Raw genomic sequence first — 13,187 nt, 5'->3', positions numbered from 1 at the left:
ATGATCGCCTTATGTATTTCCATATTACCTTTTTTTGGACATGCCGATGCGTTGTTAGAACGCCTCGCTTTGCCCAAAGGTTATGAAATTAGTTACTTTGCTCAGAATGTTGAAAACGCACGGCAGTTAGCCGTATCGAAATCGGGCGTAGTGTATGTGGGGTCGCGAAAAGCGGGCAATGTGTATGCCTTGATTGATAATAATCAAGATGGTGTGGCAGATAGAAAAATTACACTTGCACAAGGGCTCACGATGCCCTCGGGCTTAGCGCTTCATAATGGCGATTTATATGTTGCCGAAGTACACCGCATCATTCGCTTTAAAAGTATTGATAAACAGCTACCGAAACCAAGCTATGAAGTCATATTTGATGGCTTACCGAGCGCGCGTCATCACGGTTGGAAGTTTATTCGTTTTGCCGACAATGGCGAGTTACTCATACCCGTTGGTGTGCCCTGTAATGTGTGTGCTGAAGATGACAAATTTGGGCGTATTTTTTCACTGAACTTGCAAAGCAAACAACTGACAACTGTAGCGCAAGGTGTGCGTAACTCTGTTGGCTTTGACATTAATCCACAAAGTGGTGCGCTGTGGTTCTCAGATAATGGCCGCGACATGATGGGGGATGATATTCCGCCGGATGAAATCAACCGCGTGAGTGTGGAAGGCGAGCATTTTGGTTTTCCATATGTACATGGCGGCAGTGTATTAGACCCTGAATTTGCTAAGGAAAAAACGCTGGCCGACATGCAAAAATACAGCATGCCCAAGCTTGCTCTACAGGCACATGTTGCGCCATTAGGCATTCATTTTTATCGTGGCAAACAGTTTGCTAAGGACATGCATAATAAGCTGTTTGTGGCGGAACACGGCTCATGGAATCGTAGCAAAAAAGTGGGCTATCGGGTCATGATGGCGACCATTAAAGAAGGTGAAATCACCGCTTATGAGCCGTTTATTACAGGTTTTTTAGATAAAGAACAAACCTTAGGTCGTCCGGTTGCATTTGCAGAACTGGCAGATGGCAGCTTGCTGGTATCGGATGATTATGCCAATGCGGTTTACCGCGTTCGCTATAACAATAAATAGGGTGTTACATGACTGATCCTCAAACCTTGTCTTTACAGGGGATTGAACAACAAACGATGGGGCGTTTTACCGAAGACGCCTATCTAAATTACTCCATGTACGTGATCATGGACCGTGCACTGCCTCACATTGGCGATGGTTTAAAGCCGGTGCAACGTCGTATCGTGTACGCCATGAGTGAGCTGGGCTTATCGGCCGCCGCTAAATACAAAAAGTCAGCTCGTACCGTGGGTGACGTGTTGGGTAAATATCACCCGCACGGTGACAGTGCCTGTTACGAAGCTATGGTGTTGATGGCACAGCCTTTCTCTTACCGTTATCCTCTGGTTGACGGCCAAGGTAACTGGGGTGCTGCGGACGATCCAAAATCATTTGCGGCGATGCGTTATACCGAAGCGCGTTTATCTAAGTTCTCTGAAGTGCTGCTTAAAGAATTAGGGCAAGGCACCGTTGATTGGATCCCGAACTTCGACGGTACTATGGATGAACCTAAAGTGCTGCCATCACGCTTGCCACATATTTTGCTCAATGGTGTTACTGGTATTGCGGTGGGGATGGCCACCGATATTCCGCCACATAATGTGAGAGAATTGGCAACAGCTTGCTGCATGCTGCTAGATCAGCCCAAAACTTCTTTGCAAGAATTATTGGAAGTGGTGCAAGCGCCAGATTATCCAACGGATGCAGAGATCATCACCGCGAAGTCGGATATTCAAAAGATCTACACCACGGGTCGTGGCTCTATCAAAATGCGTGCTGTATATACAGAAGAGCAGGGCGATATCGTGATCACGGCTTTGCCACATCAATGTTCTGGCGCAAAAGTGTTAGAGCAAATAGCCGCGCAAATGACTGCGAAAAAGCTGCCTATGGTAGCGGATTTACGGGATGAATCCGATCACGAAAATCCAACACGTATTGTGATAGTACCGCGCTCTAACCGCGTGAAACTTGAGCCTTTGATGGCGCACTTATTTGCTACAACCGACCTTGAAAAAAGTTATCGTGTTAACCTGAATATGATTGGCCTAGATGGCCGTCCACAGGTGAAAGACTTACAACAAATTCTATCTGAGTGGCTGGTATTCCGTCGCGAAACGGTGCGCCGTCGTTTGCAATATCGCTTAGATAAAGTATTGGCACGATTGCATATTTTAGAAGGCTTAATGATTGCCTTTTTAAATATTGACGAAGTTATTGCGATTATTCGCAATGAAGATAAACCAAAAGAAGAGCTCATGGCGCGTTTTGGCTTATCTGATAAACAAGCCGAAGCCATTCTTGATTTAAAACTACGCCACTTGGCCAAGTTAGAAGAAGAGAAAATTCGTGGTGAGCAAGATGAGCTCAGTGCCGAACGTGATAAGTTAGAACTGACTTTAGGTTCAGAGCGTCGCATGTCGACGTTAATGAAAAAAGAAATCCAAGAAGCCGCCGAGCTTTATGGTGATGAGCGTCGCTCTCCAGTGATTGAGCGCTCTGAAGCTAAAGCACTGAGTGAAAAAGACTTAATTCCATCAGAGTCAGTCACGGTCGTGTTATCAGACAAGGGTTGGGCACGGGTTGCCAAAGGCCATGATATTGATGCGGAAGGTCTAAGCTATCGCTCTGGCGATAGTTACAAAGCATCGGCAAAAGGTAAGAGCAATCAACCTGCGGTCTTCTTGGATACCTCAGGGCGTGCCTTTGCCACTGAAGCGCACAGCTTACCGTCGGCGCGAAGCCAAGGTGAGCCTATGACAGGGCGCTTTAACCTGGCTCCAGGCTGTAACTTTGAGCATGTGGTGATGGGCGATGAGAAAACCTTATACTTGATGGCAACCGACGGTGGCTATGGCTTTATCACCGAGTTTAATGACTTAGTGAGCAAAAACAAAAATGGTAAGGCATTAGTGAGCGTACCAAAAGGTGCAGAGCTCATGGCACCCATCACAGTCAACGATGTTGCTACTGACATGTGTATGGCGATTTCAAACGAAGGCCGCATGTTACTGTTCCCACTGCGTGATTTACCAAAACTTGGCAAAGGTAAAGGTAATAAGATTATTTCCATCCCAAGTGCCAAAGTACAAGCCCGCGAAGAGTTTGTAAAAGTACTCGCTTGTGTACCTGAAGGTAGCTCAGTTACCCTGCATGCAGGTAAGCGTAAACTCACACTCAAGCCAAGTGATTTAGAACATTACTATGGCGAACGTGGCCGCCGTGGTAACAAGTTACCCCGTGGTTTGCAGCGAGTGGATGAGTATGAGATTGAAGCACGCAAGAATGCTCTGCAAAGTGATGAAGTGTTAAGTGAATCTGCTGACGATTAACTGACGCTAGATTTGTCGCTACTCAGTTAAGATGTCAGCTGAGTAGCGTTTTTGAGATGGCTGCACTAATATGTGAATCTTTAGACCTTGGCTGACACATTTCTGTATATTTATAATGTGTTAGTTGAGGTTTTAAATGAATAGAAAAGAAGAACAAGAAGTTAGGCGTAAGCTTAAGATATTAAGTCACGCAAAAGAAATCAGAAACGTTAGTAAAACCTGTCGCTATTGGGGGATATCCAGAGATACGTTTTATCGTTGGAGAAAAGATTATGCAGCTAAAGGAGAAGCAGGGTTAATCAACTCAAAGCCATGCCCTGAAAATCCAGCCGTTCGCGTTGACCCAATCATCGAAGAGAAAATTTTATATCTGCGTAAAAACTATCATTTTGGACAAGCTAAAATTAGTTGGTATTTAGCGCGCTATCATGGACTTAAAGTCTCTATATCAGGCGTTTATAGCGTGTTTTGTAGGCATGGCCTTAACCGCCTACCCCAGAACTTGAGAACACGGCAAGTTAAGTCGGTAAAGCGATACGAGAAACAAGTCCCGGGACACCATGTTCAAGTTGATGTTAAGTTTCTTACCTTCAAAGATAAATCGGGCAGGAAGGTTCGTAGATTCCAATATACGGCTATCGACGATGCTACACGTATAAGAGCATTAAAAGTCTACGAAAAACACAACCAAGCATGTGCTATCGACTTTATTGATTACGTTGTTGGTAAGTTTCCCTTCCGCATTAAAATGATACGCACAGATAATGGCCATGAATTCCAATCTAAGTTTCATTGGCACTGCGAAGATCTGGGAATGCAGCATGTGTATATCAAGCCTGCTAGTCCTAACCTCAATGGTAAAGTTGAACGTTCTCACCTAACCGATAAACGAGAGTTTTATCAGTTATTAAACTATAAAGGAGACGTTGATTTAGAGGCCAAATTGGCTGAGTGGGAGGCGTTTTACAACTACCATAGGCCGCAGGTGGCTTGAAAGGAAAAACGCCGTATGAGATTCTAGTTTCGAAAATGAGAGCCTAGTTATGGCTTGTCAGCCGAGGTTTCGAGACCCACAACTAATAAATTGCTAAAATTGACTGTAGTTGAGTTTCAAATAAAGGTGTCAACCTGTCGCTTACCTGTGATTAATAAAGCTGCTTTCTCTTTATATAAATCAAAAGTGTCTTTCGATGTAAAATTATCGAGCGTATTTAAAATCTCTTTCATATAAGAAGCTGAGGTCGTGTGATCCTCACGCATTGGTTGCGCTTTAGCTTTTTCATCCGCACTGTCTGATTGAGAAGAAAAATACGCAAGGATGTCAATTTTCTTATTAGGGTCAACATTACCACCACCAAAAGAAAGCACTTCAAGTGTACCCTCTAAATCAAGTAAGTTTTCCCTTTCTTTAGAGATAATAGGATTTCCAGACTTGCCTACTTGGGTTGTTCCATCATTACCATATTGGCTTGCATATTCCCTGTGCATTTCATTAACGCTCTGAACAAGGCTATGCAATTCATTTAAACTCATATTCGAGAAGTCGAGATCTTCGTTTTGAAAAATTTGTTCATAGGCGCTGCCTTTCACTAAATCTAAATCAAAATCTTGTCGCTGATTGTTGGAGTTATCATCGTTCACGTCGACTTTAGGGCTATTTTCTTCATTAACTGTGCTGTTTGTTTGAGTGCTTTTTGATACATCATTATTCGCATGAGCAAATTGCGTATTGTGTGTGTTGATATGAATTTTCATAAAGATCCTTTTTAAACATGTTTTTGATTGTATCGGCACCATTTTAGAAAGCTTAACGGTCGTAAAGAACAGCCTATGAATAAATAGCTCATAAGCTGTATTGGTATACTTTAATTAACCACCCGATCTGACCTCGTATTTGATGCCGCCATATGTTTTTGAGCTCGATGTGGTCAAGTTTTCAACTTGCCAATAATATCTACCAGTTTGGTATATTGAAGTCGAAACCGCCACACTATAGCCACCAGCAACGCGTTGACCGTTACTATCGACCAGTGTCACTTTGAAGTCATGCCCTTCATAGTTTCTTAAAATGGCAAAACCATATCTGTGACAATTACCACCATCGTGGTCAAAGCTTGCGATGGTACGGGTATCACCTAACTTGATACTGGTGTATCGAGTGTACACCGTAGCACTACAACGTTCATATGCGCTGGTTGAAAGTTCACCACGACTGTTCGCTTCAAACTCCATTATAGAATTAAATGCAGCTTCTTGATCATGTGCGGTTTGTACTTGAGTCTGAAGTTCTGATGAAGCGGCCTCATTCGCACTGAGTGCACTAAAAGAAAGGCTAGTAGCAGCGATCATCACTGCTGGAAGGATACCGTTGAGTTTCATAACTTATATTCCTTATAAAATTATAATTAAATTGTTTTTTTAATTAGCTATAAATTTATAGCCTTTTAAAAGTACGTTACTATTTAATGTGGATCAACTATTAATATATTTTTATCTATTTTGGTTTTGTGATAATGTTTAATGAGTGTTTTTGAAATGTGAAAAAGGTTTTATTATATTGCTTTTCGGGTAGTTAAGCGTACATTTATTAAGCTTGGTGTTTTTTTTGATAGGTTAGAAAATGAATATAGAATGACACCCACCAACTTACCCACTATCTAGCTTAACTCTTCCACTAGGTTTACATTTTTGGTCGAATTCTCAAGTTTAGCTTTAATCTCTTCAAGGGTTTTCTTAGAAAGTACTTTCGTGAGCAATGAAAAATAAGTTTTAGATTGCCAAACCTCAGGGTCTCCAACGACAAAAATATTTTCTTTAGCTCTAGTGAGAGCAACATTTAGCAAATTTGGCTTACTTGCTGCCCAAATTGCGCCTCCTTCGTTATCAGGATCACACCCCAAAACAAATATAACAGTTTTGTTTTCTTTTCCCTGAAAAGTATGCACAGTGCCAACATGATTACGCTTCCACTTATAGTACTCTTTTCTGTTCCAATTGGTTAACTCACAAATTTGATTTAAGTGAGTGTCCATATAAGCTGATAATTCCTGTTTTACTGCTTTAAAAGGGCTAATAATGTATACTTCTGATAGTGATCCATTTATCTTTGCAATATTCAACAATAGCTCCAAGGTATCGTGCCCAAGCTCATGTTTATACTGTTTCTTGGTACAACTTCCTTTTGATACTAACCAATAGTTTTCACCTAAAGCAGCATGCTCCTTAGCAACAATTTTTTCATTTTTCAAACCATGGATCATTCTGCCTTCATAAGCTATTTGATTGGCAGTTGTAAACATAGGTTCAATACAGCGTCGATGCACCCATAGCGGAATACCAACCCAAATTTTTTCTTCCATGACATTCAATTCACATCCATATTGGTTAGCTCGATCACTAATTTGTTGTACAGAATTTAGCTGAGGGTTCCATAGATTTTGTTCATCGCCTAGATGAACTTTGCATACTGCTTCGACTATTGGTGGTGGCGTTGTAAATACAGGTTCTATTTGTAATGGGTCTCCAACTACGATAACTCTCTTTGCCATCCAAATACCACCAACAGCTGCTTGGGGGACGGATTGTCCAGCTTCATCAATTAGTAACCAACCTAAATCACCAGCACGAAGTGACTTAAACATTCTCCCTAATGAAGCGAACAAGGGCTTAAGGCGTTTTTCGCAGTCCTTAAGCCAGTCTTCCGCCAAATACCTGATTATTAAGACGCTTTTTTCTGCCTGTGGGTCGATATGTTCGTTTTTAATTTCAAGCTTGAGCTTGGCAGCTTCAAGACGGCTTCATGAAGAGAAACATCGGGGTATTTCCCAATGGCTATTTCTCTGCGTTTTTTATGGATGGTGTAACGTAAAACCCAGAAGGCGCTTCTTTCCTTACTGAGCCTGATATATAGGCCATCTCCGATTGAGTGATAGCCTATTTTTCCGTTTTTAATTAGAGCCTTAATTTGTTGAGCGTTAAGTTTCTCAGCTATATCATGCCTTTACTTAGAAAGTGATGGCAGATTTTCTAATTTTGGTGCAGATTTTTACTTTTCGCAAAATCTGCCACCATTTCTGCCATCATTTTTTCATTACAAAGAGCAATTCTGGGCAACAGGTTGAAACACGTAAAACTTATAACTTTAAGGTTTTAAAGGCTATTTTAACGCTCAGAAACAGCCTGAAACATTACTCGATGTTTTGGATCTGTTCGCGCATTTGCTCAATCAAAACCTTTAATTCAACGGCTGCGTTGGTGATCTCGGTGTTGATTGATTTAGACGCGAGTGTGTTTGATTCACGGTTGAACTCTTGCATCATAAAGTCTAAACGACGGCCGCAGGCGCCGCCTTTTTTCAAGATTTTGTGCGTTTCTTTGACGTGTGATTTCAAGCGGTCAAGCTCTTCAGCCACGTCCTGTTTTTGGGCAAGGTAAATCAGTTCTTGCTCAAGGCGCGTTTCGTCAATTTCTGCTTTCAACTCTTCAAGTTTTGCAGTGAGTTTTTCGCGCTGCCATTTGCTCACTTCAGGCATATGGCCTTCAACAATGGCTACTTGCTCTACAATTGCATCTAGGCGAGTAGTGATCATGGTTTCGAGGTTTGCACCTTCGGAAGCACGGGCGGCTTTAAAGTCTTCAACAAGCTCGTCAAAGCCTTTTAAAAGCTCGCTGTTAACGGTATCTAAATCAACTTCTTGGGCTTCCATGACACCTGGCCAGCGTAAAATATCTACCGGGTTGATGTCGCCTTGGCTGTGTTGCTGCACCCATTTGGCGCTTTTGATTAGCTGCTCTGCGAGTGTTTCGTTAATAGATAATTCGCCAACATGAGCTGGGTTGGCGGTAAACTTTAAATACACTTCTACTTTACCGCGCTGCAAGTGTTTGCGCAGGCGTTCACGTACAACGGGCTCCATGGCACGGAATTGTTCAGGTGCGCGGATAAAGGTTTCTAGGTAACGCTGGTTAACCGAGCGAATTTCCCAAACCCCAGTGCCCCATTCACCTTTTACTTCTCGGCGTGCGTAGGCGGTCATACTATGGATCATGTAAAGTTCCTAATCTAATAACAAAATTGGCTGGCGCCATTATAGCTTATAAAGCGCGCAAGGCGACAGCCCCATTATTTATCAAATTTACACCGTGATACCACAACTATTTATCGTGTAACGCATGGCATCGTGTCCATTGAGCCTTTATAATAGGCAAAACTTTGAATTGAGGGGAACGTGGATGCGTCCAAGCGAAAGAACAGCAAACCAAATTAGACCTGTAACATTTACTCGTAACTACACAATGCACGCTGAAGGCTCAGTGTTAGTGGAGTTTGGAAACACCAAAGTATTGTGCACCGCGACTGTTGAAGCGGGCGTACCGCGTTTTATGAAAGGTCAAGGTAAGGGCTGGATCACCGCTGAATATGGCATGTTACCGCGTTCTACCCATACACGTAACAATCGCGAGGCTGCCAAAGGCAAGCAAGGCGGTCGTACCATGGAGATCCAGCGTTTAATTGCTCGTGCACTGCGTGCTGCGGTTGATTTAAAAGCGCTTGGCGAAAATACCATTACTATTGATTGTGATGTACTACAAGCTGACGGTGGTACACGTACGGCGTCTATCAGTGGTGCTTGTGTGGCCTTGGTTGATGCGCTAACGCATATGCGTACCAAAGGTATGATCAATACAAACCCGCTTAAGTTTATGATTGCGGCAATTTCAGTGGGCGTATACAACGGTGAAGCCATCACTGATCTTGAGTATTTAGAAGACTCTGAAGCTGAAACTGATATGAACGTGATCATGACTGAAACAGGCAAATTGATTGAAGTGCAAGGTACAGCAGAAGGTGAACCGTTCTCGTTTGATGAGCTAGACGATTTATTAGCACTAGCGAAGCACTCAATTCGCGAAATCATTGACTTGCAAAAGAAAGCACTTGCATAAGATTGGCTCGTAAAGGTTTAAGTAGGTAACACATGAAAGCATATCAAAAAGAGTTTATTGAATTTGCCCTTGAAAAGCAGGTGCTTAAGTTTGGCGAGTTTACTTTAAAGTCAGGTCGTACAAGCCCTTATTTTTTCAACGCAGGTTTGTTTAATACCGGTCGTGATTTAGCACGTTTAGGTCGCTTTTATGCTGCAGCATTGGAAGATGCAGGCATTGAGTACGATGTGCTGTTTGGACCAGCTTATAAAGGCATTCCAATTGCTACCACAACAGCCGTGGCGCTTGCGGATCATTACAATAAAGACGTACCTTATTGCTTTAACCGCAAAGAGAAAAAGCAACACGGAGAAGGTGGTTCCTTAGTTGGCTCGGCACTAGAAGGCCGCATTATGCTGGTGGATGATGTGATCACGGCGGGTACTGCTATTCGTGAGTCAATGGAGATCATTGCAGCAGCGGGTGCTGACTTGTCAGGTGTATTGATTGCGCTAGACCGCCAAGAAAAAGGTAAAGCAGAGCTTTCTGCTATTCAAGAGGTTGAACGCGATTTTAATACCCAAGTGGTGTCAATTGTGAAGCTGGCAGATTTAATCACTTACCTTGAAGAGCAAGGTGGTATGAGTGAGCATCTTGAAGCGGTGAAAGCATACCGTGACCAATATGGTGTAGCGTAAATCACACACTAAAATGATAGAAAATGCCAGTTTTAGACTGGCATTTTTTTTATCCAGTTTTGGCAATGGCTACTCATAATAAGTTCATTCGCAAGAGGCTATTATTGCCAAACTAGCATGGCTGTTTTGCGAAGGTGGGATTGGTTAATTGCCTATAAATTTGGCATAGTAAGCAGCCTGCTAACGCAGTATTGATTTTTACAAGGCACATTATTTTCATGGTCAATCAGCAAAAAGAACAAAAACATATACATATTTTAGGTATTTGCGGCACCTTTATGGGTGGTATTGCAGCCATTGCGCAGGCACTTGGCTATAGGGTGACGGGGTCAGATCAAAATGTATATCCACCAATGAGCACGCAATTAGAGTCTTTGGGGATTGAGCTCACCTCGGGTTACGACCCAACGCAACTCGAACCTGTGCCCGATGTGGTGGTGATTGGCAATGCCATGAGTCGTGGCAATCCTTGTGTCGAATACGTATTGGAAAACCGTATCCCTTACACTTCGGGACCAGAATGGTTGAAGCATAACTTGTTGCAAGATGCTTGGGTACTGGCTGTGGCTGGTACGCACGGAAAAACCACAACCGCGAGTATGCTCGCTTGGGTGTTGGAATATGCGGGATTGCGCCCGGGCTTTTTAATTGGTGGTATTGTGCAAAATTTTGGGGTATCGGCACGAGTCAGTGATACGCCATTTTTTGTGATTGAAGCGGATGAATACGATACGGCGTTTTTTGACAAACGTAGTAAGTTTGTACACTACTTACCCCGTACCTTGGTAATGAATAATTTAGAGTTTGATCATGCCGATATTTTCAAAGATCTTGAGGCCATTCAAACTCAATTTAACCATTTAATTCGCACCTTGCCGAGTCAAGGCAAAGCCATTTACCCAGCTGATGATAAAGCGTTAGTGGATGTTGTAAAGCGCGGTTTTTGGAGCCTACAAGAAACCTTAAATGGTGATTGGACGTATAAGTTACTCAAGCAAGACGGCTCACAATTTGAGGTGTATCTGCAAGGACAACTCGAAGGTATCGTGAATTGGGATACGATCGGTGAGCACAATGTCAAAAATGCCATCATGACCATCGCTGCTGCGCGTCATGTGGGTATTCCTGTAGCAGTGAGCATAGATGCGTTAGCCGAGTTTAAATCACCGAAACGTAGAATGGAGTTGCTCGGTGAGGTTAATGGTGTGCGAGTGTATGATGATTTTGCGCACCATCCAACGGCGATTAAAACAACTCTGGCCGGACTCAAAGCCAAAGTCGGCGATGAACCGGTTATTGCAATTTTAGAACCACGCTCAAATACCATGAAAATGGGCGTGCATCAGCATACTTTGCTCGACTCTTTAGTACAGGCCGATGAGGCATATTTGTTTGAGCCTCAAGGCTTAGGTTGGTCGTTAAAAGAGCAAGCGAATAAAGCGGGCAGAGCATGCTTTGATAGCACTGATGAGATCATCGCAAAAGTGTGCGCCAAGGCACAACCGGGGCAGCATATTCTGATCATGAGTAATGGGGGTTTTGAAGGATTACACCAAAAGTTGTTGAGTGCGCTACAGACGAACTCTTAGTTAATAGAATTTAATCCAAGGCGAACATGTGAATAAATTTAAACCGGCAATCACTTTAGCATTTAGTGGGGCTTCTGGTGCACCCTATGGTTTGCGCCTACTCGAAGTGTTAGTGGCGATGAACTATCAAGTGTTTGTATTGATATCAAGTGCTGCGCGAGTGGTACTTGATACCGAGTCAAACATTAAGTTATCTGGCAATGAGCAAAAAGCGACAGAGCAATTAACTGCTTTATATAACGCGAAGCCTGAACAAATTAAAGTATTTGGCAAAGACAATTGGTTCAGCCCTGTGGCATCGGGTTCAGCTGCGCCTAAAAAAATGGTGGTGTGTCCGTGCAGTGCTGGCAGTGTGTCGGCGATTGCGATGGGGGCTTCTGATAATCTCCTTGAGCGTGCTGCCGATGTAGTGATCAAAGAGCGCGGGCAGCTTATTTTGGTACCCAGAGAAACCCCATTTAGCTCTATTCATCTAGAGAACATGCTAAAGCTAAGCCAGCTGGGTGTAACGATTATGCCCGCAGCACCGGGGTTTTATCATCAGCCGCAGTCGATTGAAGATCTAGTCGATTTTATGGCGGCAAGAATTCTAGATCATTTAAATATTGAGCATACCTTAACCAACCGTTGGGGTTATGGAGAACAACAATAACATGACAATTGCATTGAATATTCAAGGCTTAAAAAAAGTCTATAAAAACGGTGTTGAAGCTGTAAAAGGCATTGACCTACAAGTAGAGCAAGGTGATTTTTTCGCACTTCTTGGGCCAAACGGTGCGGGCAAGTCAACAACGATTGGCGTAATTGCTTCTTTGGTCAATAAAACGCAAGGCAGTGTTGAAGTGTTTGGCCACAGCATAGATACCGCATTGGAAGATGCTAAATCAGAGTTGGGTTTGGTACCGCAGGAGTTTAACTTTAGTCAATTTGAAACATTAAACCAGATACTTGTTAATCAAGCCGGTTATTATGGCGTACCACGCAGTGTGGCCCATGAGCGTGCAGAAAAATACCTAAAGCAGCTGGGTTTATTTGATAAAAAAGACAAACAAGCACGCACTTTATCTGGCGGTATGAAACGTCGTTTGATGATTGCGCGTGCCTTAATGCATGAGCCTAAACTACTTATTCTGGATGAACCAACGGCAGGCGTTGATATAGAGCTGCGTCGCTCCATGTGGGATTTTTTACGTGAAATCAACCAGCAAGGCGTGACCATTATTCTCACCACCCACTACCTTGAAGAAGCAGAACTGCTGTGTAAAAACATTGCCATCATTGATAAAGGTATCATTGTAGAAAACACCACCATCAAAGCGTTATTAGCAAAGCTGGCTAAAGAAACCTTTGTGCTTGATTTAAAAGCCCCCATACAACCTATAGTGCTCGATGGTTATCAGTTTAAGATGGTAGATGACCACACTATTGAGGTTGAAGTGGCCAAGTCTCAAGGTCTCAATGAAGTGTTCACACAGCTCACGGCACAAGGCAATTCAGTGTTGAGTATGCGTAATAAAGCCAATCGTTTAGAAGAGTTATTTGTTGGGTTATTAGAACAAGGGCGAGCATCATGA

General features: G+C 43.0%; 12 protein-coding genes and 1 pseudogene. 8 read left to right on the top strand and 5 right to left on the bottom strand.

Translation table 11 applies throughout. The features are described 5' to 3' along the window. The 3 genes and pseudogenes from ACW689_RS18985 (at nt 1) to ACW689_RS18975 (ending at nt 4,442) form a co-directional block, all read left to right on the top strand. Nucleotides 1–1,089 (top strand): PQQ-dependent sugar dehydrogenase, encoded by a 1,089-nt coding sequence (locus ACW689_RS18985; RefSeq protein ID WP_476293772.1) that lies wholly within the window; start codon nt 1–3, stop codon nt 1,087–1,089. 8 nt (nt 1,090–1,097) lie between these two features. Continuing rightward, on the top strand, nt 1,098–3,401 hold the full coding sequence (gene parC / locus ACW689_RS18980; RefSeq protein ID WP_476293711.1) for a DNA topoisomerase IV subunit A: 2,304 nt from the start codon (nt 1,098–1,100) through the stop codon (nt 3,399–3,401). Nucleotides 3,402–3,537: 136 nt separating this feature from the next. Continuing rightward, nucleotides 3,538–4,442: pseudogene (locus ACW689_RS18975) on the top strand (IS481 family transposase). A 69-nt stretch (nt 4,443–4,511) separates the two neighbouring features. On the opposite strand, the gene ACW689_RS18970 reads toward ACW689_RS18975, so the two are convergent. The 5 genes from ACW689_RS18970 to ACW689_RS18950 all read right to left on the bottom strand — a co-directional run bounded on the left by ACW689_RS18970 (nt 4,512) and on the right by ACW689_RS18950 (nt 8,449). Then, nucleotides 4,512–5,156: a hypothetical protein gene (locus ACW689_RS18970; RefSeq protein WP_476293709.1), complete on the bottom strand. Its 645-nt coding sequence runs from the start codon at nt 5,154–5,156 to the stop codon at nt 4,512–4,514. A gap of 114 nt (nt 5,157–5,270) precedes the next feature. Beyond that, nucleotides 5,271–5,780 (bottom strand): hypothetical protein, encoded by a 510-nt coding sequence (locus ACW689_RS18965; protein ID WP_476293708.1) that lies wholly within the window; start codon nt 5,778–5,780, stop codon nt 5,271–5,273. 278 nt (nt 5,781–6,058) lie between these two features. After that, nucleotides 6,059–7,042 (bottom strand): DEAD/DEAH box helicase, encoded by a 984-nt coding sequence (locus tag ACW689_RS18960; RefSeq protein WP_476293706.1) that lies wholly within the window; start codon nt 7,040–7,042, stop codon nt 6,059–6,061. Between the two features lie 77 nt (nt 7,043–7,119). Next, complete coding sequence (locus tag ACW689_RS18955; RefSeq protein ID WP_476293770.1) at nt 7,120–7,392, bottom strand: Arm DNA-binding domain-containing protein; 273 nt, start codon at nt 7,390–7,392, stop codon at nt 7,120–7,122. 196 nt (nt 7,393–7,588) lie between these two features. Next, nucleotides 7,589–8,449 carry a YicC/YloC family endoribonuclease gene (locus ACW689_RS18950; RefSeq protein WP_476293704.1) on the bottom strand — a complete coding sequence of 287 codons (861 nt, stop codon included), beginning with the start codon at nt 8,447–8,449 and terminating at the stop codon, nt 7,589–7,591. 184 nt (nt 8,450–8,633) lie between these two features. Here ACW689_RS18950 and rph point away from each other — a divergent pair, with 184 nt between their 5' ends. The 5 genes from rph (at nt 8,634) to ACW689_RS18925 (ending at nt 13,187) form a co-directional block, all read left to right on the top strand. Further along, nucleotides 8,634–9,347, top strand: coding sequence for a ribonuclease PH (rph, locus tag ACW689_RS18945; RefSeq protein ID WP_476293703.1), 714 nt, complete (start codon nt 8,634–8,636; stop codon nt 9,345–9,347). A 32-nt stretch (nt 9,348–9,379) separates the two neighbouring features. After that, nucleotides 9,380–10,024, top strand: coding sequence for an orotate phosphoribosyltransferase (pyrE, locus tag ACW689_RS18940; protein WP_476293701.1), 645 nt, complete (start codon nt 9,380–9,382; stop codon nt 10,022–10,024). 218 nt (nt 10,025–10,242) lie between these two features. Next, complete coding sequence (mpl, locus tag ACW689_RS18935) at nt 10,243–11,613, top strand: UDP-N-acetylmuramate:L-alanyl-gamma-D-glutamyl-meso-diaminopimelate ligase (protein WP_476293700.1); 1,371 nt, start codon at nt 10,243–10,245, stop codon at nt 11,611–11,613. A gap of 28 nt (nt 11,614–11,641) precedes the next feature. Next, on the top strand, nt 11,642–12,265 hold the full coding sequence (locus ACW689_RS18930) for a flavin prenyltransferase UbiX (RefSeq protein WP_476293698.1): 624 nt from the start codon (nt 11,642–11,644) through the stop codon (nt 12,263–12,265). 1 nt (nt 12,266) lies between these two features. Then, nucleotides 12,267–13,187, top strand: a complete 921-nt coding sequence (locus ACW689_RS18925) for an ABC transporter ATP-binding protein (protein WP_476293696.1) — start codon at nt 12,267–12,269, stop codon at nt 13,185–13,187.

The organism is Pseudoalteromonas sp. ABE4_541 (genome assembly GCF_056312285.1).
The sequence above is the reverse complement of the archived record's forward strand: the minus strand, read 5'-3'. Positions and strand labels throughout refer to the sequence as shown.